Raw genomic sequence first — 26252 nt, 5'->3', positions numbered from 1 at the left:
GTCGGTGGTCGGTGGCCGGTCGGGCTCGTACTCCAGGCTGAACATCAGCCGGTAGCGGCCGACCCGCCGGCCTCGCTCATCACGACGGCCAGTGCGCGGTAGGTGACGTCGAGCACTGTGGTCACCAGTTCGGCCTTGTTCTTGAAGTGCCGGTAGACGCTGGGTGCGGAAATGCCGACCTCGCGGGCGCCTCCCCCGCAGGGAGAGCGCTTCCTCGCAACCCCGGGCTGGTCAGGGCTGGAACCCCTCCCTGGTCGGGGCTGGTTCCCGCGGCACAAGCCAAGGCGGTTGCGGGCGACCTACCACCGCACCCGCGGTGTTCGGCACCTGCTCGGTGTGCTGGATCTGGCTACCGGGAAGATCCACTACCGGATCCGTGATCGTAAGCGGCGTCAGGAGTTCCTCGGGTTGTTGAAGTCGCTGCGAGTCCGCTGGCCCGACGACAAGCTCTACGTCATCGCCAACACCTTCTCGGCCGATGTCCGGGACTGGGCCGCAACTCATGACGTGGAACTGGTGTTAACGACTCCCGATGCACCTGGGGGCGGGGAGGCCGAGTGCGGCGGCCTCGTCGCGAACGGCGACGAACTCGTCGCGCAGGAGGCGCGCGTGTCGTTCGGCAATGCTGTGGTCGAGCTGGCTCATGAAATCCCTCGGGTCGGCGGCGCAGTGCGTCGAGCCTCGCACGCGAGCGACACGCGGTCAACTATCTAGTTGATTTCAATCAACTAGATAGTTGTAGTCGCGCTCGAGCGGCCTTATGGTCGCCGCACAGGCTCGATCGTGCGACGTGCCCGACCTCGAAGTCACCTGTGCTTTTGTCAGCGACGACAAGAAAGAGTGATCATGGGGATCATCGATGAACTGAAGGGTCCGTGGGACCTGGTCGTGGTGGGACACGGTTTCGCCGGTCTGTCCGCCGCGCGCGCCGCCCTCGAGGACGCGGCAGCCGAGGGGCGGTCGCTCCGGGTCGCGGTGCTCGAGCGTGCCGCCGCGGCGGACCGCGGCGGCTCGACGGCGTGGACGCACGCGTACCTGCGACTCACCGGCGACGGAGAGCTGGACCCGTCGTGGCAGCGGAACGTGCGGGAGAACGCCGGTGCCCGCGCCAACGAGGACTACATCGAGGCGTTCGGCAGCAACGTGCCCACCACGCTGCGGTGGCTGCGCGAGGCGGGGGTGCGTACCCCGAGCTCGCCGAGCCCCTTCTCGCCGTCGGGTCACAGCTGGAACATCGAGGGCGGCGGCCGGGCGGTCATCGAGGCGTACGTGCCCCGAATCACCGCCGCGGGCGGTTCGTTCTTCTACGAGACGACCGCGCGCGAGCTCGTCGTGGCCGAAGACGGCTCGATCGCCGGTCTCGTCGTGACGGCCCTCAACGGCGCCATCGTCACGATGGAGTCCCGCGCCGTCGTGCTGGCGTGCGGCGGATTCGAGGGCAACCCGGAGATGCTGACCCGCTACCTTCCCAATGCACACCAGCTCACGACGGTGTCGCCGGGAACCGACAACAACCGCGGCGACGGCATCCGGATGGCGGTCGGGGCGGGAGCGGACACGGCCGGACAGTTCGACGGTGCGCACATCGAGCCGTGCGACCCGCGGGTCACCGGTCCGGAACCGCTCGTGGGTGCGTGGTACTACGGCATCCTCGTCGACGGCGACGGCCGTCGGTTCATGGACGAGGCTTGCCAGGGGTACGACCTGCAGTTCGACCGGGTGGCCAACGAGATCTTCCGCAAGCAGATCGGCACCGCGTACGCCATCATCGACGTCGGCGCCCAGCGCACCGTGCCCTGGGCGACCGCGATGAACGACGGCGCGGCGGAACCCGTCGTGGCCGAGACGATCGCGGAGCTCGCGACGCAGCTGGGCATCGACGCCGCCGCCCTCACGCAGACGGTGGAGGAGTTCAACGCGGCGGTCCAGGGGAACATCATCAACCCGTTCACGCCCCTGGACGGCATCGGCACGCGCGGCCTGTCGCCGGCCAAGAGCAACTTCGCCGCGCCTCTCACCGAGGGGCCCTACTCGGCGTGGCCGATCGCCCCGCGCATCTGCTTCACCTACGGGGGGCTCCGCGTCGACGGCTCGAGCCGCGTGCTCACCCCGGCGGGCAAGCCGGTCCCCGGCCTGTACGCGGCGGGGGAGATCGCCGGCATCTTCTACAACGAGTACCCCGCGGGCAGCTCGGGCCTGCGGTCGATGACCTTCGGGCGCCTCGCGGGCAAAGCGGTCGTCAGTGACGCCGCCGTCGCGCTGACGGTCTGAGCCGTCGCGCGAGGGGTCGGGTGCGAAAGCGCCCGGCCCCTCGTCTTTCCGCGGCTCGCGCCGCACCGCTATTCCCGAGTCGCCGCGTTGCGCGCCGCCCGGTCTCTGTCAAGGATGACTCCCGGCGGCATCGTGACCACGCCGGCCCCGATGAGCGACAGGCCGAAACCTCCGACGCTCTGGGGCCTCTCGAGCAGCTGCGGATGGACGATGCTCGAGGCGAAGAGCGAGAACCCGACCGCGAACGAGGTCAGATCGGTCACGACCCACCCGGCCAGCACCATCAGCGCCGCCGCGGACGTGAGGAAGGTGGCCGGCGAGGTCCAACCCCACGTGGCCCCGTAGGACAGCAGCACCAGGAGCGCACTGGTGACGAGGGCCAACCCCGCCGCGTCCAGGGCGTCGAACCGTCCGCCGCTGCGCCGCGCGCTCTCGGGGACGGCCGCCACCACGAGCGCCGCGAAACCGCGGTCGCCCCGAACGTCCAGCGCCAGCCGGTGAGCTGATTGACGATCGCGCTGATCGGCAGTCCGAGGACGCCTCCGACGCCGAGCGTCGCGCTCATCAGAGCGATCGAGGTGTCGAGGCGGCGCGCGGGAACGGTGTCGCGGAGGATGGCGATCCTCACCGGGATGATGCCGGTCGTCGCCCCCTGCAGTCCGCGGCCGAGGACGAGCATCCACAGCTCTTGTGCGCCCGCCAACACGACGACGGAGCCGAGGGCCAGCAGCGCGAGGAGCGCGAGCACGACGCGGCGTTTGCCGATCATGCCGGCCAGACGCCCCGAGATCGGGGTGAGGACCGCCGCGACGAGGAGCGTCGCCGTGACGGCCCACGCGGTCTCTTCGCGTCCCGACGCGAAGAGGTCGAGCAGGTGCGCCTGGATGGGGGTGATCGCGGTGAAGGCGAACGACGATCCGAGGCCCGCCACGGCGAGCAAGGCGACCACCCTACCCGGGTGCGGGTGATGGTCATCCGCTCGGCGCGCATCGAACGGCTCGTCCACGGTGGCTCCTCTGTGTCGGCGTCGGCCGCGCGCGACCCGGCTTGGCGGGTGCGACCGCCGAGCAGGTCCTTGAGGGCGCGTCCTCGACGATCGACCACCGCGAGACTCGACGGTGTCGAATGACGGCCCTAGTATGAAGAAATCAACTAAGCGGTTGAAGTGGCCGTGGTGGCCCTCGCCGCATCGAAGAAAGGCCGGTCGATGACGACTTCACCCGCCACCGCCCCGACCCGCTTCCCGGAGATGGACCCGGAACGGCGATACGGAATGATCATCGACGGTCGCAGCACGCAGGCCGCCGACGGCGCCGTCTTCCGCTGCTTCGACCCGTACGAGGAAGCCGAGTGGGGGTACGTCCCGGAAGCGTCGGCGCACGACGTCGACCGCGCCGTCGCGGCTGCCCGTGCCGCCCAACCCGCGTGGGCGGCGACCTCCCCGTTCCAGCGCCTCGCGCTGTTCCAGCGCTGGGCGGCTCTCGTGCGCGAGCATGTGGCGGAGATCGCGCGCATCCAGGTGCACGAGAACGGCAAGACGCTGACCGAGATGACCCTGGCGATGGGCTCGATCGCCAACGCGATCGAGTTCTGCGCGCACTACGCCACGACGCTCCACGGCGACACGGTGACCCCGATGATGCCGGGGCACCGGGCGTGGACGACGAAGGTGCCCGTCGGCGTCGTCGCGGCGATCACCCCGTGGAACAACCCCATCGGTCTGCTCGGGTGGAAGCTGTTCCCGGCCCTGGCGGTCGGCAACGCGGTGATCGTGAAGCCGAGCGAGGTCACTCCGGTCTCGACGGTCCGGCTCGTCGAGCTCGCCGTCGAGGCGGGCTTCCCCCCGGGCGTCATCAGTGTCGTCACCGGCGCTGGCGCGGCGGGCGCGGCGCTCGTCGAGCACGAGGGGATCGACAAGATCGCCTTCACCGGCTCGACCGCGACCGGTCGCCGGATCGCGCAGGCCGCCTCCGGCCGTCTCGTTCGCACGACCCTCGAGCTGGGCGGCAAGGGGGCCAACATCGTCTTCGCGGATGCCGACCTGGATCGCGCCGTCGAGGGTATCGTCGTCGGCCTCACCGCGGGGACCGGTCAGGCCTGCAACGCGGGCTCGCGCGTCCTAGTCCACGAAGACGTCAAGGACGAGGTGCTCGAGCGGCTCACGAAGGCCCTGGCGGCGCTACCCATCGGCGACCCGCTCGACCCCGGCACAGCGATCGGGCCGATCGCGTCGCGCCCTCAGTACGCGAAGGTGTGCGGCTACCTTGACGTCGCCGAGTCGGAGTCCACGACGCGGCTCGTCGCCGGTGGGCGCCGCGGAGCGGAGCCGTTCGGTATCGCCCGGGGGCTCTTCGTGGAACCCACGCTGTACGAGACCCCGGACGAGCAGTCGCGCCTGCGGCGGGAGGAGATCTTCGGCCCCGTCGGTTCGCTCATCACCTTCGCCACCGATGACGAGGCCGTGCGCATCGCGAACGAGAGCGAGTACGGCCTCGTGGGCGGACTGTGGACCACGGACGTGGACCGGGCGCGCCGCGTGTCGGAGCGACTCGACGTCGGCGTCGTGTGGATCAACACCTGGCGCGCCTTCAGCGGAAACGTGCCGTTCGGGGGACGCAAGAACAGCGGTGTCGGTCACGAGATGGGCCTCGACCTGTTCGACGAGTACACCCATGTCAAGGCCTACTGGCTGGGGCCGGAGGGGCGCTGATCCTCTGAGGTGCGCGCCAGCAGCGCAGCGATGACCTGATCGACCCCGTCGGCGACCGCGGGGTCGTCGGGCTCGAGCCCCGTCACGAGCTTGGTGATCTGGGGGAAGGCGGCGGAGCCCAACGAGGCGAAGATCAGCAGCAGCGAGGCGAAGCGCGCATCGACGTCGGCGGGGAACGCGCCGCTCTGCTGCGCGCGCTCCAGCACTTCCCGCTGATTGTCGTACGCGGCCTTGCGGATGTCTTCGCGATGCACCGGACTGTCGCGGTTCTCCCAGTACTCCAGGCCTTCCCAGGCCAAGAGGCGCCGCCACATGATGCCGTCGCGCGCGTGCTGGGCGCGCAGGCGGATCATGTCGTCGAGGCTGCCCTCGCGCATCGCGGCCCACATCGGTCGATACGTGTCGACGAGCCGATCGAGGACGGCGTCGTACAGGCCCGACTTCGACGAGAAGTAGTAGTAGATCAGCTGCTTGTTCGCGTTGGCCCGCGCAGCGATCGAGTCGATGCGCACCGCCGCGAACCCCTTCGAGGAAAACTCCTCTACGGCCACGTCCAGGATGCGCTCGCGCGCGGAGGCGTTTTCCGATTCCGTGGACGCGCGTGTCGAAGAAGAAGACATGAGGTCATTCAACCATCGGGTTGGACGGTTCCGTGTCGCCAGGGGCCTCGTCGTTGCGGAACTTTCGCTGCTCCACTATGTTTCAACTATCTAGTTGATTGACCGAGGATGATCATGACTGAAGCTCCCTTGTCTGCACAGACGCAGAATCCCGACGAGCCGCTGGTGCTCATCGATGACCACGACGGGTACGCCGTGCTGACCCTGAACCGCCCGGCCAAGCGCAACGCGATGAGCCGCGAGGCGGTGCGACAGCTGCGCGAAGCCCTGGCCGTGGTCCGCGACAAGCAGGCCGTCGTGCTGACGGGTGCCGGGCCGGCCTTCTGCGCCGGAGTCGACCTCAGTGAGCAGACGGGAGACGGGTTCTCCTCGCGCTCGAGCCAGCAGACGCACTACTGGACCGAGGTGCAAGCCGACATCCGCTCGCATCCCGCGATCTTCATCGCCGCCGTCAACGGCTACGCCCTCGGCGGAGGATCGACGCTCATCCACAGCTGCGACCTCGCCATCGCGGCGGAATCGGCGCAGATCGGCGCACCAGAGATGGGCTTCGGCGGATTCCCCTCTCACGCCGGCCCGGCGGCGGTGAAGCGGCTCGCGCCCAAGCACGCGGCACAGATCATCTTGCTGGCGCGCCGGGTCGACGCCCACGAGGCCCTTCGTATGGCGATCGTCAACAAGGTCGTGCCCGACGACCAACTGCTGGCCGAGGCCACGGACTGGGCCAAGCAGCTCGCGACGTTCAACCCGGTGGCGCTGGACTGGGGCAAGCGCACCATCCAGGCGATGGAGAACCTCTCGTGGGACGACGCGGTCGCCTACACCGAGATGACGGGTCGCATCGTCAGCGGTCAGACGCCGGCCTCCCGCGACGGCATCGAGGCGTTCCTCCGCGGTCACCGAGGAGTGGGGCAGGGAGCGTGAGCACCGCCGACTCGACGCGTGTCACCGGGCTGTTCCCGGCCTCCACCCGTGTCGTCGAGCTGGGGGAGACCTTCTCGACGGCTCTCGCCGGGCGTCTCCTCGAGCGACTGGGCGCCCACGTGACGCGCGTCGTGCCCACCGGCGAGGAGGCCGAACTCGACACCCTCGGGCCGCGGCTCGGCGACGATGAGCACGGCCCGTCGGCGGCCGGAGTCTGGCTGCGCCAGAACAAGGACACCATCAACCTCGATCCGCGCGCGCCCGAGGCGCGCGCTCGCCTCGACGACCTGCTGGACGACGCTGACGTCGTGCTCATCGCCGGGACTACCTCGCGGTGGAGCGAGAGAGGGATCGACCTCGACGACGTGCGTCGACGGGCCAGTGGGGCCGTCATCGGCCATGTGACGGCGTGGGGCGATGACGGACCGCGCACGCACCTGCGCTCGAACGAACTCCTCCTGCAGGCAGCGGGCGGCTTCATGAACCTCATCGGCTCGGCGAGCCGCGAGCCGGTGCGCCTGGGCAGTCACCCCCTGCAGGCGACGGCGGGACTGCTCGTCCTGGACGGCGTGATGATCGGACTCTTCCACCGTCAGTCGACCGGCCAGGCCACGTCGTTCGAGACGTCGGAGTTCGAAGCGGCGACGCACGTGGAGTGGAAGATCGCCAGCACCTTTCAGACCGGCCGGCCCATCGAACGGCGGGGCGACGAAGGCGGGGGACCGCTGGTCGCGCGCACGCGCGACGGGCACTTCGGCTTGTTCTTCACCCCCCGCGACTGGGACGGCGTGAAGGAGATGCTGGGCGACCCGCGCCTCGACGATCCCCGTTTCGCGACCAGCCGTTCTCGAGCGCTCCACGAGAGAGAGCTCAAAGAGTTCGTCGAGGAGACCACCCTTCCGATGTCGAAGAAAGAGCTGTACGCCCACACACAGGCGAGGAGCATCCCGTCGGGGTACGTCGCGACGATGTCGGATCTGCTGGATTCTCCCCAGTACCGCGCGCGCGACTTCTTCCAGCGGGTCGAGGTGCCCGGGGTGGGATCGGGGGAGATCCCGGACGCCCCGTGGATGGTTCGGACCATCGACGATCTCGACGAGGAGGATGCCGTATGAGCGGGCTGTTGCAGGGGCTGAAGGTCGCCGATCTCTCGATCGTCACCGCGGGAGCGGCGGCCACGCAGGTGCTCGCCGACTTCGGAGCGGACGTCGTGAAGATCGAGAGCGGGAACCGGCCGGATCTCTACCGGCTGGGCTTCACCGGCGACAAGGGCGGCTCGAGCGACCTCGCTTTCCCCCCCTTCCGCGTCGCCAACCGCAACAAGCGGGGCCTTGCGGTGGATCTGAAGACCGAGGAGGGGCACGGGATCGCCCGCCGGCTCATCAGTCGCAGTGATGTCGTGGTCGAGAACTTCCGCCGGGGAGCGATCGAGCGGCTCGGGTTGGGATTCGCCGATCTGGTTGCTCTGCGCCCCGACATCGTTCTCGTCTCGATCTCCAGCCAGGGCGCCACCGGCCCCAATCGGGGCTTCACCTCGTTCGGCACGACCCTGGACTCCCTCGGTGGCATCCAATCGCTCAGCGGATACGACGCGAACACTCCGACGTGGTCGAGTGGCCGGATCAACTATCCCGACCAAACGGCCAACTCCCTCGCGCCCGCGGTGATCCTGGCGGCCGTGATGGCCGCCCGGGCCGACGGTCGAGCCCGGTGGGTCGACATGTCGCAGCGTGAGACCGTGACCAGCCTGCTCGGAGACCACATCCTCGCCACGTCGCTCGGCGCCCCGAACCCGCAGCCCGACGCCAACAATGCGCAGGGCGCACCGGGATGGCTCTCGCGCTGCCTCGGCGACGACCAGTGGGTCGCGGTCTCGCTGGAGACCCGCGAGGACCGTTCGCGCCTGCACGCGGTCGTCGGTGACGCCGACGAGGGCGACGACGAGGCGCTGCGCCGTGCCACGGATGCGTGGGCCGCCGGACGCACCCGGGAGGAGGCCGCCGCGGAACTGCAGGCGGCGGGCCTGGCGGCCGCAGCGGTCGTCAGCGGTCACGAACTGCTCGCGGATCCCGACCTGCACGAGCGGGGCTGGTGGCAGACGGTCGAGCTCGCCGAGGGGGGAACCGAGAGGCAACGCGGACCGGTCGTGCGCTTCGCCGCGAACGACCCGCTCATCCGGAGGCGTGCCCCCCACGTCGGAGAGCACACCGCCGAGGTGCTCGCCGAGCTCGAGTACACCGCAGACGAGATCGATGCGCTGCTCGCGCGGGGCATCGTGTCGGCACCGCAGGCGACGACAACACCGAACTGAGAGACGAAGACACGGTGGAAGACATCCGCGGCAAAGTCGCGATCGTCGGAGTGGGACACTCCGACCAGGGCACATTCCCGGGAAAGAGCGCCGAACGGCTGTCGATCGAGGCCATCACGGCCGCGCTGGCCGACGCGGGCATCACGCGGGAGCAGGTCGACGGCCTCATCACGTGCAAGTCCATCCAGGGCGGGAACGCGGACGTTTCCGTCGGGCCGCTGTTCGGAATGAGTCCGAAGTACGCCCAGACGCTCGACTACGGCACGTGCAACTTCTCGCTGCACCTGGCGGTACAGGCGATCCTCACCGGGCTCGCCGAGACGATCGTCCTGGTCTACGGCGCCAACGCTCGCTCGTCGAAGGTCAACTTCGCCGCCCCCACGCCGTCTCTCGAGGGGGCGTCGGGCTTCGTGCACATCGCCGGGCAGGCGGGCATGGCGTTGCAGCGCCACAAAGCGCTCTACGGGACGACGGATGAGGAGTTCGGCTGGTTCGCCGTATCGGAACGCGAGTGGGCGCAGCGCAATCCCCTGGCGATCTTCCGCGATCCGCTCACGATCGAGGACTACCTGGCCAAGCCGTATCTCGTCGAGCCGCTGCGGCGCGAAGACGTCACGATGATCTCCGACGGCGGGGTTGCGCTGATCGTCACCAGCGCCGAGCGAGCAAAGGACTACCCGAACAAGCCGGTGTACATCCTCGGCATGGCCGAGGGGACGGAAATCATCGGTGATCGCTTCGCCGACTTCCCCTCCCGGCCCAACATCGGGGGCACCGCCGCCCGCATCTGGCAGAACACCGGGTTCACTCCGTCGGACATCGACATCCTCTACATCCAGAACCCCACCGCCGTGTGGAACCTGCAGATGGTCGAGTACTACGGATTCGCGCCGGTCGGCGAGGGCGGGCGCTGGGTGGCCGAGGGGCACACCCGGCCCGGGGGAGACATGCCGCTCAACACCAACGGCGGTCAGCTCTCCGAGAGCTACATGTGGGGCTGGCTCCACATGGTCGAAGCCGTTCGCCAACTGCGCGGGACGGTCGAGCCCGACCGCCAGGTGCCCGACCCCGAACTCGCCCTGTATTGCTCCACCATGGCGTTCTTCAAGAGCGCCGCCTCGATCATCGGGACTTCGCAATGACCTACGCGCCGACCTCGAACGCGACGCCGCAGAACCTTCCGGACGTCACCGACCCCGCCACCGCCGCCTTCTGGGAGGCGGGACGCGAGCACCGGCTTCTGGCACAGAAATGCGACGCGTGCGGCGACCTGCGCTATCCGGCGACCGAGATCTGCCCCCGGTGCTGGTCGGACTCGCAGTCGTGGGTGCCGATCGCGCCGACCGGCGAGCTCTACAGCTACGTCGTCTACCACCGCGCACTCGACCCCTCGATGAAGGACGAGATCCCCTACGTCGTCGGACGCGTGCTCACCGACGACGGCGTGGTCTTCACGGTCCGTCTCGACGTCGAGCCCGAAGAGGCGCGAGTGGGGATGCGACTGGTGGCGTCGTGGAACGACGTCACCGATGCCGTGACCCTCCTCCGATTCGCGGCACCGTGACATGCCCGTCATGACGGCGCCCGGCGGCACGCTCGACTGGATCGAGCGGAACCTCGCCGTGCCGGCCCGTGAGTACCGGGTCGCCGTGGGCGGCGCTCAGATCGCCTACTGCGTCTGGGGTCCGCGAGAGGCGGACGGAATCCTGCTCGTGCACGGCGGGCTGGCACACGCGCGGTGGTGGGACCACATCGGGCCGACTCTCACCGGCTCCCGGGTGGTGGCCATCGACCTCTCCGGCAACGGCGACAGCACGCACCGCGACGCCTATGCGATCGACGGGTGGGCCGACGAGGTGGCGGCCGTCGCGCGAGCCGCCGGGCTCCGCCGCACCGTGCTGGTCGGGCACAGCATGGGCGGTGTTGTCGGCGTCGCCGCGGCCATACGTCATCCGCGGCTGTTCCGGACGGTCGTGACGGTCGACACCCGCTTCAACGATGCCGGTTGGCCGGGGCGCGACAAGCCCAGTCCGCGCTTCGATTCGGCGGAAGAGGGCATCGCCCGATTCTCGACTGGCCATTCGCGCACCGACGCGCCCCTCCCCGAGGTGCTGCGCCGCCATCTGGCGCAGACGTCCCTCCGGCGCGAGGGCGACGGGTGGCGGTGGAAACGTTCCGATCGCCTGTGGATCGAGAACGCGTCGCTGCGCGACCTCCTCCGTCGGCTCGTTGTGCCCCTCGCCATCATCCGCACCGACGGGGGAGTGCTCGACGCGGATGCCGCGGCCGAGATGCGGGCCCTCACCCCGGCTCCATCCGCGGAAGCCGTCATCGCGGTATCCGGTCACAACCCGTTCCTGGATCAGCCGGTGGCCTTCGTCGCGGTGCTGCAGGCCCTGATGACCACTTGGCTGCCCGCGATCGAGCAGCTGGAACCGCAGAACACTTCCCGTACCCACAGAGGAATCGGATGATCATGTCCCATACCTTCCCCGAAACCCACCGCCTGCTGAGCCACTTGTGGAGCGCTCTGGGCGGCGACGCCGAGCTCACGAGCAACGTCACCTTCACCGGCGAGGGGGCCATGCCCTCGCCCTTCGCGTTGACCGATCTCGCGGGCGCGTCCAACGCCCTTGTCGCCACCGCCGTGGGCGAACTCCTCGGCGAGGTGGGTGAGCCGCACCCCGCGATAGAGGTCGACCGCTACATCGCCAGCGGCTGGTTCCGCCTGCCCCTCGGGCCCTCGCAGCCGCTGGGCGAACCGCTCATCGTCCCCATGCCGGCGAACCTCGACTTCTTCACCGAACTGCCCACGGCCGACGACCGGTGGCTGCGTCTGCACGGCATTTTCCCCTCGGCCCGCGCGCGGATCGTCAAGGCCCTCGGTGTCGCCGACGACATCGACGCCGTCGCGGCCGTCGTGAAGGCGGCCCCGGCCGACGAGATCGAGCAGCGGCTCGTCGACGGCAACGCCATCGTCGCCGCGAGCCGGACGCCCGAAGAGTGGCTCGAGACGCCGGCGGGGCGCGCGGTCGACGCCGAGCCGCTGGCGGCGTACACCGAGCACCCGGCGTCGGGTTCCCTGTGGCGGCCCACTCCGGGCCGGCCCCTGGCGGGGATCAAGGTCCTCGACATGACCCGTGTGATCGCGGGCCCGGTGGGAACGCGGTGGCTCGCCGCGCTCGGCGCGGAGGTGCTGCGCATCGAGCGGCCCGGCTCCGACGAGGCCATCAGCCACGGGGGCCGCGGCGCAGAGATGGTGCTCGGCAAGCGCTGGGCCTTCCTCGACATCAAGACGCCCGAGGGCCTGGAGCAGTTCAAGCGTCTGCTCGCCGAAGCCGACGTCTTCGTCCACGGCTACCGGCCCGGGGCGATCGACGCGATCATCAGCGAGGAGGAGCGGCGCGTGATCAAGCCCGATCTCGTCGAGGTGGCCGTGCGTGCCTACGGCTGGACGGGCCCGTGGGCCCTGCGCCGCGGCTTCGACACCGTGGTGCAGTTCAGCGTCGGGCTGGCGAACGAGACGCAGCGGTGGGCGCTGGAAGACCCCGAGACGCGCGTGCCGATCTCGGTGAACGGGCTGATGGTCGACGCCTCGCGTCCCCGGCACACCACGGTCGAGGGGCTCGATTTCACCACGGGCCACATGATGGCCGCTGCGGCGATTCGCGGCCTGACCACGCGCGCCCGCACGGGCGCCGGATCGACGTGGAAGTTCTCGCTGGCGCGAACGGCCTCGCTGGTCATCAAGGACGCACGGTCGACGGCGGATCCGGGCCCGGCCATCCAGATCCCCATCGACGGGCCGTGGGAGGACCGCATCTACGCGGGTCCGTTCGGCCCGGTCAAGCGGCTCGTGTTCCCGGTGCGGATCGAGGGGACTCCCCTGTTCTGGGAGCGCCCGGCCGAGCGCGTGGGCTCCGCGACACCGAATTGGGCCTTCTGAACCGGGCACGCGATGCAGGAGGGGATGCCATGAGCATCACGTCATCACCGGTCCGGCGCCCTCTCGAGCAGTAGTCGAAGCTGAGGAACGTCCTGCACGGGATCCGTGGGAAGGCAGTCGTCGCTGCGCAGTCCGGAGAACAGCCAGGTCAGCGTGAGCGCCGAACCAAGTCCATTAAGGCAGTAGCTGCCGGCGGGGTCACCAGGTAGGTCAGCGGCTTGCAGGTTCAGCCCAGCCCAGCTCGGCCCACACCTCGTCGGCGATCCCCCTGGGGTCGGCGCCGATCAGCGCGGCGACGCGGCGCGGCACTGCCAGCGCGCGGGCCGGGTCGAACCGGCGGGGAATCCACTCCCACTCCTGCAGATCGCGGAAGATTGCGCGGACGGCCATCAGATTGTGGGACTTGGTGCGCGGAGAGATCGGTTTGCCGACACGGCCGCGCAAGTGGTCGCGCCGCTGCACGTAGTCACCGACGCTCATGCGGCCCACCGCCGCGACCCGGGCGGCGCAGGTCGCCCACGTCCACTGCGCCGGTTCGTGGATCTCTGGGTGCTCGGCGGCCGGCTAGCGGCCTGCCTTGGCCACGACTGTGCGGATGATCGAGCGGACCTTGGGCGTCAGCGTCGAGGTGTCGTGTCAGCGCTGGATCCAATCCGCCCAGGCAGGATCGGTGCCCGCAATGGCAGGAGCAGGGTTGAAACCCGGCCGCGTGGGCACGGGACCTGTCCCGGACTCCTCTCCGCAGCGATCGACGCCTCAGGCCAGGTGTCCGGGAATCCGGCCGGGCCCCTGGATCCCTCGCGCTCGACTGATCGCATGGCGCGATCAGTCGCTTACGCAACCTGCTCGGTGTTCCCGATTGCGGTAACCAACTAGTTGATTTACTGTGTGCGCGAGGTCTACGCCGACCTCCCGTCGCCTCAAGGAGGATGCGATGTCGACGACCGCTCAGGCCCTGTTGCCTGATCTGACCGACCCCGCAAGTTTTCAGGATGCAGTGCCGTTCGACGCCTTCGACCACATGCGAAGCCAGCCTGGCTTCTACTGGCAGGACGCATCGATCGGCGTCGCGAACGGTGGCTTCTGGGCCGTCACACGGTTCCAGGACATTCTCGACATCGAAGCGCGGCCCGACCTCTTCAGCTCCGTCCCGGGCGCGGCTTGGCCGGGCACCAACCTGCCTGCCGATCCGCAGCTCAACCCCAACATCGACCTGTTGATGCACATGGACCCGCCCCGCCACAGCTCGGTGCGTCGCGTCGCGGCGAAGGCGTTCGGTCCCCGGGTCGTGAAGAACTTCGACCCGTGGGTCCGCGAGATCGTGGTCGAGACGCTGGATCACATCGGCACGCTCACGTCCTTCGACTACATCACGGAGGTCGCTCAAGTCGTTCCGGCCCTGGTGATCGCGCAGATCCAAGGGGTGCCGCGTGAGCAGCGGCAGTGGATCGTCGATCGCACGCTCGACGCGTTCGCTGCACAGGGGACGGGTGACCTCGCCCAGACGGCAGAAGCGATCGAGAAGACGATGGCGTACTACCGCGAGGAGCTCATCCCTCTGAAGCTCAGGGAGCCGCAGGACGACATGACGACCGTGATCGCCCACGCGATCGAGCGAGGCGACGTCACGATCGACGAGGGCCACAGCTTTCTGAACCTGCTGCAGGGCGCCGGCTTCGAGACGACGCACACGTTGATCGGTCAATCGATGCGGCTATTCCTCGAGGATCCGGAGGTCGCGGAGAGGACGGTGCGTGGCATCGACGAACTGGGCCCCGACAAGGTAGTCGACGAGTTCCTGCGCATTATCACGCCAGCCATGTTCATGTCACGGACGGCGACCGAGGACACCGTGGTCGGCGGCCAGGAGGTGCGCAAGAACGACCTCTTCAACCTGTACTTCATCGCGGCGAACCGCGACGAAAGGGTGTTCGATCGCCCCGATGAGTTCGACCCGTGGCGCACGGAGACGGCATCGCTGACGTTCGGTTCGGGAACACATCGCTGTATCGGCAACGCGCTCGCGAAGCTGGAGTTGCGGATCCTCTTCGAGGAGATGTCGAAGCGCGGGTTCTCGCTCAGGCTGGACGGTGAGCCGCAACGCGGCCGGTCCGTCTTCATCAATCAGATCCGATCCCTTCCGGTGGCCTGGTCATGAGCGCGGTGGAGACGAGCCTGGACGGCCAGACGGCTCTCGTGACCGGAGCCGCCACCGGCGTCGGCAAGGCCATTGCGACAGAGCTGGCGCGCCGTGGAGCGTTCGTGGTCGTGAGCGACATCGACGACGAGGGCGGACGGAGGGCGGCCGCGGACATCAACGGGTCCGGTGGACGCGCAACGTACGTCCACGCCGACGTGACGTCGACCACCGACCTGGCGGGCGTGCTGAAGGCGGCCGGAGTAGCCCAGGACGGCCTCAATATCGTGGTGGCCAACGTCATGGGGGGAGGCGCTTCCGGCTCAATCTGGGAGACGGATCCGGAGACCGCCCGACGCACCTTCGACATCATGGTGTTCGGTGTCTACAACGTGATCCGCGCATTCGCGCCGGCTCTGATCGGCACGTCCCGTTCCGGGTCCCCGGCCCGCCTCCTGGTCGTGGGGTCCGAGCACTCACTCGGCGTGCCGCCGCATGTCTTCCCCGCCAGCGTTTATACGGTGGCGAAGTATGCGTCGCTCGGGCTGGTGGATACGGCCCGGCGCGACTTCGCCGACTCGGGGGTCTCAGTGACTCTGCTCGCCCCGAGCTGGGTGAGGACCGAGAAGCTGGTCGAGCTGATCCACTCATCGCGCGAACTCGCCGAAGCCATCGAGCCGAACGCTCAGAACGCCGACGAGGTCGCCCGGCAAGCGGTTGACGGCCTGATGAAGGGCGACTACATCACCGCCACCAACCCCGTGACCCGGGAGTTCGCTCTCGAGCGTGCGCGTCAGGTCATGGCGTCGGTCCAAACGTTGCCCGTCGTCGGTCCTTCCGACGATGCGTCTGTGCACGACGGCACCGGTGATACCGCGAAGTGTCCTGTCGCCGGGCACATGTGACGTCCTGACGGCACCGATAGGGAAGTAGCGAAATGCCCGAAGTTACCTTCACGCAGCCCAGCGGGGAACGCATCACCGTCTCGGCCGATGTGGGCCGAAGCTTGATGAAAGTGGCGGTCGAGAATCTCGTAGCTGGCATCGTCGGTGAGTGCGGAGGAGACCTGTCCTGCGCTACGTGTCACGTCTTCGTCGACGATCCGTGGCTGGCGAAGCTGCCCCCGATGACGGCGGAAGAGGAGCAGATGCTCGACGTGACCGCGGAGGAGCCGACTGCCGCCAGCAGGCTCTGCTGCCAGATCACCCTGACGGAGGACCTGGACGGCTTGTCGCTCCACGTCCCCGAGACGCAGCGATGACCGCCGACAGCGACCTCCTGATCATCGGCGGGGGGCAGGCTGCCGGAGAGCTGGCCGCCGCCCTGCGATCTCGCGATTGGGGTGGCAGCATCGCCATCGTCGGGGAGGAGGACCACGTCCCCTATACCCGACCGCCGCTGTCGAAGGCATACCTCCGAGGGGAGGTCGAAGCGGCCGACCTCTACCTGCGCCGGCCCGATTTCTACGATCGCCACGGTATCGCGGTCTCGGCCGGTGTCGCCGTGGCCGACGTCGACGTCGAGGCTCAGACCGTGACCCTCGACGACGGACGTGTCCGGACCTGGCGGAAGCTGGTCTTCGCGACCGGCGGCCGACCGCGACGGCTGCCGGACTCCATCCTGCGATCGGCGCCCAACGTTCACTACATCCGCACGTTGGCCGACGTCGACAGGCTGAAGGCGGTGCGAACGGACGGCGCGTCCTTCGTGGTCGTCGGCGGGGGCTATGTCGGACTCGAGATCGCATCGGTGCTCCGCTCCCTCGACGCTCAGGTGACGCTTGTCGAGGCTGCAGATCGCCTGTTGGGCCGGGTCACATCGCCCGTCGTGTCGGAATTCTTCCGGCGCCTCCATCGCGACCGAGGCGTCGACGTGCGCGTCGGCACGGCGGTCGTCGAGTACCAGTACTCCGACGCCGGGAACGTGATCGGAGCCGTCCTGAGTGACGGCTCGCGGGTTGCCGTGGATCAGCTCCTCGTGGGAATCGGAATGGTTCCCAACGACGAGTTGGCGGCGCGCGCCGGGATCGACGTGGACGGTGGCATCCTGGTCGACCGCTTCTGCCGGACCAGCGCGAACGACGTGTTCGCGGTCGGCGACGTCGCGAAGGTCACCGATCTCGACGGCCAAGCGCCGAGGAGACTGGAATCGATGCCGAACGCGGTCTCCCACGCCCGCGTCCTCGCCGATTACCTCTCGGGAGTGGAACAGCCGGCCGTCGACCCGCCCTGGTTCTGGAGCGACCAGTACGATATCAAGCTTCAGGCCGCCGGCCTCGTCGTCCCGGACGACGAGCTGGTCATCCGGGGCAACCCCGACGAGCGCAGGTTCTCGGTTTTGTACCTGTGCGATGGAGTCGTCACAGCCGTAGACGCGATCGGCTCGCCTGCCGACTACGCGGCGGCGCGGAAACTCATCGCGCAGCGCGTCCCGGTGGACGCCGGCATCGCCGCGGATCCGGGCCGCCGCCTTCTCGAGGCTGCGCTGGCGAGTGCCGGCACCACGGACTGAGGGTACAGCCGAGCCGACCGTTGAGACCAGTTCTCATGCCGACCAGGGCTGACGGGTCGGGGAGGCTTCTCCCTGACCCGTCACTTATGCCGGCGTGGCAATACCGAGCACACTCAGCACGAGGCCGAGCACGCCGAGGACGAGTACCACGGCGTCCGCCCTGACACCCGGATTGCGCTGAACACTCCCGTTGTCGGCGTACACCTGAACGTGGCCCGGCAAGATTTCCGTGAAGCAGGCGCATGCCACCGTGCGCCGGTGACGCTCCGTCACACATAGCGGCGTCGGAGCAGGGCCATGAGGATGACACGGTGGCGGAGCAGCGGGACTCCCGCGCGTCCGGCCATGATCCGCTTCTGGAGCTTCAGATCGGTGATGCGGCCTTCATCGACGCCGGAGTTGAACCGGGTGGTGATGCCCTGCACGACTGCGGCTGGTGCTCGCGGATGGCTTTGGCCAGGCTGGCCAGGGCCGGGATATCACGCCACAACTGATCCCCACCGTGCCCGACTCGAGTGCCGCACCAACGCGCAGCGCCCGTTCCAGATCACGGGTGTAAATCTCGGCACGCTCGCGAGCCGGGGTGGCGGCCCACTCGGGCTGCGCCTTCGCTGCGGCATCCAGCGTGCGGACGCCATCGGCGGAGCCGGCCGGTTGAGTCGGCCTGGAGCGCGGTGCCAGTGTTGCCACCGGCCCGTTTCTCCAGGCCGCTCGCCGAACCCGGCGTACCCGTTACCGAGTACCGGGCTCTCCACAGTTCCTGCCGTGGGCTGTTCGTCAGGCGGTCGTCCAGGGGGTGGGAATTGTGTCGCCCCGGTAGCGGTATCGCGTGATCGCGGGTGTCCGCGCCGGGTTGATCAGTTCCACCCCGTCCACCGCGATCGGCAGCCAGGACCCGTTGGGGCCGAGGAGCCATCTGCGGATGTCCTTCCACGACCAGCGGTGCAGCGTCTTCAACCACATGATCACTCGATGCCAGAGGAAGATCCCCAACATCCGGAACGTGTGTTTCGCGACGGCGTGCCGGAAGTAGTTGGTCCAGCCGTGCACGATCTGGTTGAGCCGGATCAGCACGTCTGCGGGACTGGCCTGTGATGTCCTGCGGGTCAGGGCACGGATCTTGTCCTTCACCGAGCGGATGGGCCGCGCGGCGACGAAGAAGTAGACGTACCACTTGTCGGTTCCCCGCTTGCGTTTCCACTGGATGCGGAAGCCGAGGAAGTCGAACCCGTCCTCCATGTGCACGATCCGGGTTTTGGCTGGCGCCAGCCGCAGCCCCAGGGGTTCGAGTACGGAGGTCACTTCGTCCTGGAGTGCGCGGGCGTCGTCGGCGGAGCCGTGCACCAAGATCGCGAAATCGTCCGCGTAGCGGGCGGTTCGCCAGTTGGGCAGGCCGTGGCGACGACGCTTCTTGCGTGGGTACTGGCCATCCATCCGCCCGCCGGGCTTCCAGTCGCGGTGCAGGTGCTCGTCGAGCGCCGACAGCGCGATGTTGAAGATCAGCGGGGAGAGGATGCCGCCTTGCGGGGTGCCGGTGTGGGTGTCCCTTCGTCGGTCGTCCTCAGTGAGGATGCCCGACTTCAAGAACGCCTTTACCAGCGCCAGGACGCGCTTGTCTTTGACCCGTGCCCGCACCGCGTCCATGACGGCGCAGTGTGAGACGTTGTCAAAGGCCGCCTCGATGTCGGCGTCCAGCACCCATCGGTAGCCCTTGGTGCCGAACCGCTGGATCTCGGCGATCGCGTCCTGGGCCCGCCTCTTGGGCCGGAACCCGTAGGAGACCGGCAGGAAGTCGGCCTCGAATATGGGCTCCAGCACCAGCTTCCGCGCGGCCTGAGCGGTCCGGTCAGCCACGGAAGGAATCCCGAGGCTTCTGACCTTCCCGGACCCGCCCGGCTTGGGGATCTTGCGTTCCCTCACCGGAAGCGGCCGAAACGATCCGGACTTCAGATCCGCGCGCAAAGCCTCCAGGAACCCGGGCGCTCCCGGAGCCGACTCGACATCGGCGACCGTCAGGCCGTCCACGCCGGCGGTCCGGGAACCCTGGTTGCCCGCGACCCGGTCGAACGCCACCATCAGCGTCGCCGGGTCGTGCACGAAGTTGAACAAGTCGTCGAACCGGCGGCCAGGTTCGGCCACCGCCCAACGGTGAAGCTTGGTCTGCATCTCCAGTACCCGGCCCGACGGTCCCAGCGGGGCCGATCCGGCCGGAGCACTGCCGTTCGGCGGTGCGTCTTCTGGCATTGCAGTCTCCATCCCTTCCCGTAACTGCTGCCGCCCTTCCCCCTGTTCCGGGCTCTCCCCGGCTCCGAGTACTACGGCGGCTCCGCCCCGTCCCGAACCGATCGGCCGACGATGGGCCCAGCCGCCGTGCCGCGCTGGCCGCGCGGCACGGCGGCAGATCCGGGACGGTTCCCGTGTTCACTGCTGACCGTTCGTCGCAGTAGGCGCCCGACTCTGCCCCGGCGGCCTCGCCGTGGTTACGCCGCAGGCATTCTCCACAGCCACCCGGACCTGCAAATACAAACCTGCCCAGAAGTTCCCCATCTCCTGAAGGGAGTTGGGTACGCACCGCATCCGGCCCAGATCCGCCAGGTTCGAGCCGGTGACTCATTTCGGGGCGTAAACGCCGGTTCCTCTCGTACACCTCTGCGTCTCGCTCGCCGGACCCGACCCATCTGGCAGTACTGGGTCGTCCCGGCTTTGTCGCGGCTGCTCCCGCCCTCCCCGGCACCTCCCGGCTCAGGCTGCCGCCAGCTACGCTCACCCCGCTGCGACGGGGCGAGCGGTGCAGGTCTTCCACCTCCACTCGGTCAAACAGCGCTTTCCACGGCGCACGAAGATTTCAAGTCCAGTGAGACGGTTGTGATGCTATGAGGTTTGTGGTGCGGGTTCGCGGCGCTTGGCCGGGTCGTTGATCCACGCCTGCTGGGGTATCTCGGGTAGTCGGGGTCGGCGGCCGAAGCGTTCGGGGTGGCGGGTGTATGCCTCGGCGAGGGTGACGGCCCGCTGGTCGCGGACCTCCTCGGCGGTGCCGAAGTGGACGGAGGCGGGTGTGTGCCAGCCGATGCCCGAGTGCCGGTGCTCATGGTTGTAGTAGGCGGTGAAGGCGTCGAACCATTCGCGGGCGTGGGCCAGGGAGTCGAACCGTTCGGGATAGTCGGACATGTACTTCGTGGTCTTGAACTGGGCCTCGCTGTAGGGGTTGTCGTTGGAGACCTTCGGCCGCGAGTGCGATCTCGTCACCCCCAGATCGATGAGCAGCTGGGAGACCTTCTTGCTCGTCATCGAGGTGCCGCGGTCGGCGTGCACGGTCTCGGGCACGATGCCGTTGCGGATGATGGTCTCGCGGATCAGCTCCTCGGCCCGTTCGGCGGATTCGGCTGCTTCGACGGTGTGGCCGACGATGTAGCGGCTGAAGATGTCGATGATGACGTAGGCGTGGTACCAGATGCCCTTGGCCGGTCCGGCCGCCTTGGTGATGTCCCAGGTGAACACCTGCGACGGGCCGGTGGCCACCAGCTCGGGCACCGTCCTGGCGGGGTGGGCGGCCTGTCTTCGGCGCTCGCCGTTCTGCCCCTTTTCGCGCAGGATCCGGTACATCGTGGAGACGGAGCAGTGGTAGCGCCCGGCATCCAGCTCGCGGGCCCAGATCTGTGCGGGCGGGAGCTCGGCGTACTCGCCCGAGTTCATCAACTCCAGTACCGCAGCCCGCTCTTCGGCCGTCAGAGCCGAGGGCTGAACCTGCGGCGAGCGGGGCCCTGGCGGTGGCGCCGGCCGCAGCCGACGGTAGTGGGTCGCCCGGGAACGGCCGGTCAGCCGGCACGCGGCTGTAATGCCCAGCTCGCCCTCGACGCCGGTGAACGCGTCATCGACCACCGGGTCGGCGGCAGCCTTCAGTCCGCGCCCTCGGAGATCATTTCCAAGAGCGCGGAAGCTTTTCCCATAACCTCCAACGCGGCCTTGTTCCCGGCCAGTTCCTTCTCCAGCCGTTCCACCTGGCGGCGCAGCTTCTCGTTCTCCGCCTCGGCGGACGACTTCTTCGGCCTCGCCGGGCTGGTGCGCTTGTCGACCAGCTTCTCCAGGGCCCCGGCATCCCGCGCGGCCCGCCACTCCTTCATGTGCGAGTGGTACAGCCGCTCGCGGCGCAGGATCGCGCCCTTCTCGTTCTTCGGCGCGGCGTCGTACTCGGCCACGATCCGCAGCTTGTAGTCGGGGCTGAAAGTGCGGCGCTTCGGCCGGGGAGCCGGGTCGGATCCGGCAGGCTTGGTGCTGGTCATGAGGGGATGGTTCTCCTGTCGTGCCCTCTCAGGCTAACCCGCCGAAGCGGGACGTCTCACCCAAGGCTGACAGAGAGGGGGCCGCGGCGGCCTCGTTCAGTACCTGGCCATCGGCCGGATCGAACACCGGAAATGTGCGTCCGTCGATGGCCGGCACCTGTTCACCACCGACCTACAGCCCGGTCGGAACCGATGCGATGACTGTGTCCCTGCCGGGAGTATCTTCTTCTCCTGGTCGGATGATCACCGAATGGATGGTGTTGTGGTGCGCGGCCCGGCGGGGCAGCGGCGGAGGACTCAGATGATTCCGTTGCGGACCAAGGTGTTCGCCGCTTCGAGCTTGGTGATCTCCTCGGTGGTGAGTTCGAGTTCGAGACCGGCGACGGCGTCGTCGATATGGCGTTCCTTCGTGGCACCCACAATCGGCGCGGCCACCGGGGATTTATTCGCCACCCAGGACACCGCGACCTGCGCCATCGGCACCCCGCGAGCCTCGGCGACTTCCTGCACAGCGGTCACGACCCGCTTGTGCGATTCCTCGTCACGGGTATACAGCTGTGGAGACAGTGTGTCGTTGGCTTCACGCCCGGACCCTTCCGCGCCCCACGGCCGGGTGAGCCGTCCGCGTGCGAGCGGGCTCCAGGGCAGAATTCCCATGCCTGTGGCTTCGGCATAGGGCGCGACCTCGCGTTCCAGCTCCCGCGCCAGCAAGTTGTAGTGCAGCTGATTCGACACGAACTGGGTCCACCCGTGTCGGTCTGCCGCGTTCTGCATGAGCGCGAGCTGCCACATCAGGAGATTGCATGCGCCGATATAGCGGGCTTTGCCAGCCTTGACCACGTCGTGCAGTGCTTCCATCGTCTCTTCGATCGGTGTATTCGGATCGAAAGCATGGATTTGATAAAGGTCGACGTAGTCGGTACCAAGGCGGCGCAGCGAGGCGTCGATCTCGTGCATGATGGCGACCCGGCTCAGGCCGGAGCCGTTGCGAGACGGGCGCTGATGCCCGTACACCTTCGTCGCGATCTGGAACTCTTCGCGTGGACCCAACTCTCTGGTCAGCGTGCCCAGGATTTCCTCACTTGTGCCGCTGGAATATACGTTGGAGGTGTCGAAGGTCGTGATACCCGCCTCGTAGGCGCGGCGGACGAACGGACGGGCCTCATCGAGGCCGATGGTCCACGACGGGTAGCCCTGCTCGGGGTCACCGTAGGTCATCATGCCCAGGATGAGGCCGCTCATCTCCAGGCCGCTCTTGCCCAGTCGGACAGTTTTCACCTGTGATTCCTTTCATGTGCGTTCAGTTCGTGTGGATTCGGTTGCTCGGGATCGGCTGCCACTGCCGTGCGCCCTGCTTGTCACGGATGATGCGACCGCCCTGGGTCCCCGGGAAATGTGCGCCGAGACCGATAGCTCCGGTACGTTCCATCTCCTGCGCGAGCCGGTCGCGGGCCCTGGCCGCCGCGGCGCGATCTTCGTCCAGGCGGTCGGTCCACCCATCCTCGACCAGGAGTGCGGGGTGATGCGCGGTGTCCCCCAGCAGCAATACTCGTGCTTCGCCGGTCTCGATCTCGCCGACGCAGTTGCCGGGCGTGTGACCGGCGAACAGCCGCAGCGCGACCGAATCCGCGATCTCCGTTCGCTCCCCCTCGGCCAGGTCGAGAAGGTCGGAAACGGCACGGATGGTATCGGTCACCCGGGCCGTGGCAGGGTTGCTGCCGGGATCAGCACGCATCCAGTCGTAATCAGCGCGGTGGCAGTGGTGCCGGGCGTGAGTGAAGATCGGTTCACCCGCAGGAGCGACCCAGCCGACGTGGTCCAAGTGCAGGTGGGTGAGCACGACATCGGTGATCTGCTCGGGTGTGACGCCAAGATCGGCGAGCGAGTCGAACAGCTTTCCGCGCGTTTCGACGATATCGATGTTCGGTCCCAGTCCCGCGTCGACCAGGATCGTCCGGTCTCCCGAACGCAGCAGGAAACCGCCCATCGGCATGATCCAGCCCGCACCGTCGAACCACGGTGGCGCGGTCTGCCAATCCTGGCCCGCGCTGGGCGGCGGGTCGAAGAATTCGCCCGGCGGTACGGGATGCTGAGCATCGAGTACGGGATCGATGCTGGTAACGACCACAAGGTCCTCCTCGGCGTTGTGTGGCGTGCACCGTGGGCGCCGGCTGTCGGCGGTGCAGCGGCGACAGCACAGCCTTGGACGGCCTCATCGGTTCGCAGGTCGCCCCGCGGTGACGTCGTCGCGGTTTTGTCGGGTGCAGTGCTGCGGGTCCTCCGTGCCCGCGACGAGGGGTGGAGCCGGATGAGGGGGCTCAGAAGGTGAAGACGGTTCGCAGGCCGGTGCCCGACTTCAGGTCGGCGATGGCCTCGTTGATCTCGGCCAGGGGACGACGCCGGGTGATGAGCTCGTCGAGCTTGAGGGTCCCTTCGAGGTACTCGCGCACCAGAACGGGGAAGTCGCGGGCCGAGTAGCCGCTGCCCATCAGCGAGCCGGTGATCACCTTCTCCTGGAGGATGATGTCGGCGATGTTGTCGAGGGCGAGTGCGGAGCAGCCGGGTGCCATGCCCAGGAGGACCGCGGTTCCGCCTGGGCGGGCCGCGGAGACGACCTGCGCCATGCAGTCCGTCAGACCGGTGCTCTCGAACGTGAAGTGGGCGCCGAAGGGGCCGGTGACGGCGCGGACGGCGTCGGGTACCTGCACGTGGCGGGCGTCGATGACGTGGGTCGCGCCGAACGCGGTCGCGGCCGCCAGCTTCTCCTCACTGACGTCGACGGCGATCACGCTGCCGGCGCCCGCCCGTCGTGCCGCCTGGACGATGTTCAGGCCCACTCCGCCGCAGCCGAGGACCGCGACGTGGTCGCCGGGCCGTACCGTGACCCGATTGCGGACGGCACCCACTCCCGTGGAGACCGCGCAGCCGATGAGGCACGCGAGGTCCAGCGGCATGGCCTTGTCGATGGCGATGGCGCATTCCGCGGGCACGATCGTCTCCTCGGTGAACGTGCCGAGGGGGCCGAAGGGGGTCACCGGGGTGCCGTCGACCGACAGGGCGGGGCCGTTCCCCGTGCGCGGGTCCGCCAGCTGAAGGCTCCGCAGGCACAACGAGGGATGACCGTCCGTACAGAACTCGCACGTGCCATCGTGCCCCAGGGCGGAGAGGATCACGTGGTCGCCGACGGTGGGGCCCAAGACGTCCGGGCCGACCTCGGTCACCACGCCGGCGCCCTCGTGTCCGGCGACCGCCGGTGGCGGCATGGTCATGCTGGCGACGCCGCCGTAGAGGGCCTGCACGTCCGTGTGGCACAGGCCGGCGGCGGCCATCCGGACACGGACTTCTCCAGGACCTGGCGGCCGGACGTCGACCTCGATGAATTCGACGGGGCCGTCTGCCTTTAATTGCACGGCTGCCTTGGTCATGTCTGTTTCCTTTCGTGTTGCTGATGTTGCTGGTGATCTCGTCGGCTGGGGTGCCGCGCTCCCGGCAGCGCGGGAGCGCGGCGGGAGGGTTCAGGGCCGCAGCATGGTCTTGACGAAGTCGCGTGCCATGAACGACTGGTAGGTCTCGGCGGCGGCAGACAGGGGGGCTTCGTGGTCGATGACGATGCCCGGCTCGATCCTCCCCGCGGTGATCATGGTGGTGAGGCTGTCGTTGGCCGCGTACGGGTTGCCGGTGACCGGCACGATGGTCACCTGGCGTCCGAACAGGTTCTGCGCGGTGACCGGCAGGTCGCCGTCGAGCAGGACACCGACGAGACCGACGGTGCCGCCGAGAGCCACACACGCCAGGGCGGTGCTGATCGCAGGGATGGCGCCGACGGCGTCGATGGCCACGTCGACGCCGTTCCCACCGGTCAGTTCGAGAACGCGCTCGGCGGCACCCTCACCGCCGGGCACCGGCACCGCGCCGAGCTTCTCCGCCTGCTTCAGGCGACGCTGGTCCAGGTCCACGAGGTAGACGGCGGCCGCGCCGCGGGCGAGGGCCAGTTGCGCGATGAGGAGGCCGACCGGGCCGGAGCCGACGACGCCCACGGTCGCACCGCTCTGGAAGCCGGTCTTGACGAGCGCCTCCCAGGCGGTGGGGAGGATGTCGGTGAGGACGAGCGCGTCCTGGTCGGACACGGAGGCGTCGAGTTCGCTGAGTGTGAAGTCGGCGCGCGGGACGCGGACGTACTCGGCCTGGCCTCCGTCGAGGATGCCTCCGCCGAAGAGCCGGTATTCGGCGCACCGGGGCTGGTTCGCGGTGCGGCAGGGTTTGCACCGTCCGCAGGCGACGAACATCTTCGACAGCACCCGCTGCCCCTCGGTCACATGGTGTACCTGGGGGCCCGTCTCGACGACGGTGCCGATGAACTCGTGCCCCAGCGTGAGGGTGGGCAGCAGGAACGGGCGCCGGACGAAGTGCAGATCCGTCCCGCACACGGCGGCCGCGCTCACCTTGACGATCACGTCATCGGGTTCCACGACAGTGGGCTTGGGAGCATCCGTCACTTCGACGGTGCCATTGCCCTCGGTAACGACAGCGAGCATTCCTGGT

At 68.4% G+C, this 26252-nt stretch carries 27 protein-coding genes; 14 read left to right on the top strand and 13 right to left on the bottom strand.

Translation table 11 applies throughout. The features are described 5' to 3' along the window. Positions 1 to 44: 44 nt before the first annotated feature. Entirely contained in the window at positions 45 to 278 is a 234-nt protein-coding gene (locus tag ACYUED_RS37360) for a TetR/AcrR family transcriptional regulator (RefSeq protein ID WP_225966545.1), read from the bottom strand. Between the two features lie 10 nt (positions 279 to 288). Between ACYUED_RS37360 and ACYUED_RS37355 the strand changes: the two genes are divergently transcribed. After that, positions 289 to 714 (top strand): hypothetical protein, encoded by a 426-nt coding sequence (locus ACYUED_RS37355; protein ID WP_159026149.1) that lies wholly within the window; start codon positions 289 to 291, stop codon positions 712 to 714. A gap of 132 nt (positions 715 to 846) precedes the next feature. After that, the gene (locus ACYUED_RS37350; protein ID WP_046915457.1) at positions 847 to 2271 is read left to right on the top strand and encodes an FAD-binding protein; all 1425 of its coding nucleotides are present in this window, start codon (positions 847 to 849) and stop codon (positions 2269 to 2271) included. 68 nt (positions 2272 to 2339) lie between these two features. Here the strand turns inward: ACYUED_RS37350 and ACYUED_RS37345 are convergent, their stop codons facing one another. Both ACYUED_RS37345 and ACYUED_RS37340 read right to left on the bottom strand, forming a co-directional pair. After that, entirely contained in the window at positions 2340 to 2534 is a 195-nt protein-coding gene (locus ACYUED_RS37345) for a hypothetical protein (RefSeq protein ID WP_491288939.1), read from the bottom strand. A gap of 20 nt (positions 2535 to 2554) precedes the next feature. Beyond that, positions 2555 to 3277 carry an MFS transporter gene (locus tag ACYUED_RS37340; protein WP_078907533.1) on the bottom strand — a complete coding sequence of 241 codons (723 nt, stop codon included), beginning with the start codon at positions 3275 to 3277 and terminating at the stop codon, positions 2555 to 2557. A 201-nt stretch (positions 3278 to 3478) separates the two neighbouring features. Between ACYUED_RS37340 and ACYUED_RS37335 the strand changes: the two genes are divergently transcribed. After that, a complete protein-coding gene (locus tag ACYUED_RS37335; RefSeq protein WP_050399425.1) occupies positions 3479 to 4981 on the top strand; it encodes an aldehyde dehydrogenase family protein in 1503 nt (500 codons plus the stop codon). On the opposite strand, the gene ACYUED_RS37330 is transcribed toward ACYUED_RS37335, so the two are convergent. Next, a complete protein-coding gene (locus tag ACYUED_RS37330) occupies positions 4954 to 5601 on the bottom strand; it encodes a TetR/AcrR family transcriptional regulator (RefSeq protein ID WP_078907534.1) in 648 nt (215 codons plus the stop codon). The two genes, ACYUED_RS37335 and ACYUED_RS37330, sit on opposite strands and share 28 nt — an antisense overlap. Before the next feature lie 114 nt (positions 5602 to 5715). Between ACYUED_RS37330 and ACYUED_RS37325 the strand changes: the two genes are divergently transcribed. The 7 genes from ACYUED_RS37325 to ACYUED_RS37295 are packed head-to-tail and all read left to right on the top strand — an operon-like array spanning position 5716 to position 12782. Then, on the top strand, positions 5716 to 6525 hold the full coding sequence (locus tag ACYUED_RS37325; RefSeq protein WP_491288938.1) for an enoyl-CoA hydratase/isomerase family protein: 810 nt from the start codon (positions 5716 to 5718) through the stop codon (positions 6523 to 6525). Next, positions 6522 to 7640: a CoA transferase gene (locus ACYUED_RS37320; protein ID WP_491288937.1), complete on the top strand. Its 1119-nt coding sequence runs from the start codon at positions 6522 to 6524 to the stop codon at positions 7638 to 7640. The genes ACYUED_RS37325 and ACYUED_RS37320 overlap by 4 nt, the downstream gene beginning before the upstream one ends. After that, complete coding sequence (locus ACYUED_RS37315; RefSeq protein WP_491288936.1) at positions 7637 to 8836, top strand: CaiB/BaiF CoA transferase family protein; 1200 nt, start codon at positions 7637 to 7639, stop codon at positions 8834 to 8836. The genes ACYUED_RS37320 and ACYUED_RS37315 overlap by 4 nt, the downstream gene beginning before the upstream one ends. 14 nt (positions 8837 to 8850) lie before the next feature. Beyond that, a complete protein-coding gene (locus tag ACYUED_RS37310) occupies positions 8851 to 9978 on the top strand; it encodes a thiolase family protein (protein ID WP_491288935.1) in 1128 nt (375 codons plus the stop codon). After that, complete coding sequence (locus tag ACYUED_RS37305; RefSeq protein WP_491288934.1) at positions 9975 to 10400, top strand: Zn-ribbon domain-containing OB-fold protein; 426 nt, start codon at positions 9975 to 9977, stop codon at positions 10398 to 10400. Before ACYUED_RS37310 ends, ACYUED_RS37305 begins: the two co-directional genes overlap by 4 nt. A 10-nt stretch (positions 10401 to 10410) precedes the next feature. Beyond that, positions 10411 to 11310, top strand: a complete 900-nt coding sequence (locus ACYUED_RS37300; protein WP_491288933.1) for an alpha/beta fold hydrolase — start codon at positions 10411 to 10413, stop codon at positions 11308 to 11310. 2 nt (positions 11311 to 11312) lie between these two features. After that, positions 11313 to 12782 carry a CoA transferase gene (locus ACYUED_RS37295; RefSeq protein ID WP_063778529.1) on the top strand — a complete coding sequence of 490 codons (1470 nt, stop codon included), beginning with the start codon at positions 11313 to 11315 and terminating at the stop codon, positions 12780 to 12782. A 210-nt stretch (positions 12783 to 12992) separates the two neighbouring features. Here the strand turns inward: ACYUED_RS37295 and ACYUED_RS37290 are convergent, their stop codons facing one another. Continuing rightward, on the bottom strand, positions 12993 to 13262 hold the full coding sequence (locus ACYUED_RS37290) for a site-specific integrase (protein ID WP_046915449.1): 270 nt from the start codon (positions 13260 to 13262) through the stop codon (positions 12993 to 12995). A gap of 454 nt (positions 13263 to 13716) precedes the next feature. Here ACYUED_RS37290 and ACYUED_RS37285 point away from each other — a divergent pair, with 454 nt between their 5' ends. From ACYUED_RS37285 to ACYUED_RS37270, 4 genes are read left to right on the top strand one after another with little or no spacing between them, the layout of a single operon-like run. Continuing rightward, a complete protein-coding gene (locus tag ACYUED_RS37285; protein ID WP_078907539.1) occupies positions 13717 to 14940 on the top strand; it encodes a cytochrome P450 in 1224 nt (407 codons plus the stop codon). After that, a complete protein-coding gene (locus tag ACYUED_RS37280) occupies positions 14937 to 15824 on the top strand; it encodes an SDR family NAD(P)-dependent oxidoreductase (RefSeq protein WP_078907540.1) in 888 nt (295 codons plus the stop codon). Before ACYUED_RS37285 ends, ACYUED_RS37280 begins: the two co-directional genes overlap by 4 nt. Before the next feature lie 32 nt (positions 15825 to 15856). Then, positions 15857 to 16180 (top strand): 2Fe-2S iron-sulfur cluster-binding protein, encoded by a 324-nt coding sequence (locus ACYUED_RS37275; protein WP_046915446.1) that lies wholly within the window; start codon positions 15857 to 15859, stop codon positions 16178 to 16180. After that, positions 16177 to 17430 (top strand): NAD(P)/FAD-dependent oxidoreductase, encoded by a 1254-nt coding sequence (locus tag ACYUED_RS37270; RefSeq protein WP_046915445.1) that lies wholly within the window; start codon positions 16177 to 16179, stop codon positions 17428 to 17430. Before ACYUED_RS37275 ends, ACYUED_RS37270 begins: the two co-directional genes overlap by 4 nt. Before the next feature lie 269 nt (positions 17431 to 17699). Here the strand turns inward: ACYUED_RS37270 and ACYUED_RS37265 are convergent, their stop codons facing one another. The 8 genes from ACYUED_RS37265 to ACYUED_RS37230 form a co-directional block, all read right to left on the bottom strand. Continuing rightward, entirely contained in the window at positions 17700 to 17855 is a 156-nt protein-coding gene (locus ACYUED_RS37265) for a hypothetical protein (RefSeq protein ID WP_225966546.1), read from the bottom strand. Positions 17856 to 18207: 352 nt separating this feature from the next. Then, positions 18208 to 19674: a group II intron reverse transcriptase/maturase gene (ltrA, locus tag ACYUED_RS37260; protein ID WP_046915444.1), complete on the bottom strand. Its 1467-nt coding sequence runs from the start codon at positions 19672 to 19674 to the stop codon at positions 18208 to 18210. 627 nt (positions 19675 to 20301) lie between these two features. Then, complete coding sequence (locus ACYUED_RS37255) at positions 20302 to 21309, bottom strand: IS3 family transposase (RefSeq protein ID WP_491288932.1); 1008 nt, start codon at positions 21307 to 21309, stop codon at positions 20302 to 20304. Positions 21310 to 21326: 17 nt separating this feature from the next. Continuing rightward, on the bottom strand, positions 21327 to 21710 hold the full coding sequence (locus tag ACYUED_RS37250; protein WP_046915442.1) for a hypothetical protein: 384 nt from the start codon (positions 21708 to 21710) through the stop codon (positions 21327 to 21329). Between the two features lie 297 nt (positions 21711 to 22007). Further along, complete coding sequence (locus ACYUED_RS37245; RefSeq protein WP_046915441.1) at positions 22008 to 22988, bottom strand: aldo/keto reductase; 981 nt, start codon at positions 22986 to 22988, stop codon at positions 22008 to 22010. Positions 22989 to 23010: 22 nt separating this feature from the next. Continuing rightward, entirely contained in the window at positions 23011 to 23838 is an 828-nt protein-coding gene (locus tag ACYUED_RS37240) for an MBL fold metallo-hydrolase (protein WP_050399403.1), read from the bottom strand. Between the two features lie 190 nt (positions 23839 to 24028). After that, positions 24029 to 25135, bottom strand: coding sequence for a zinc-binding dehydrogenase (locus ACYUED_RS37235; RefSeq protein WP_046915440.1), 1107 nt, complete (start codon positions 25133 to 25135; stop codon positions 24029 to 24031). Between the two features lie 90 nt (positions 25136 to 25225). After that, entirely contained in the window at positions 25226 to 26245 is a 1020-nt protein-coding gene (locus tag ACYUED_RS37230) for an alcohol dehydrogenase catalytic domain-containing protein (RefSeq protein WP_046915439.1), read from the bottom strand. Between the last annotated feature and the right edge of the window lie 7 nt (positions 26246 to 26252).

The sequence above is a fragment of the Streptomyces sp. DF42 genome, from assembly GCF_058267695.1.
This window is presented reverse-complemented; position numbering and strand designations above follow the sequence as displayed.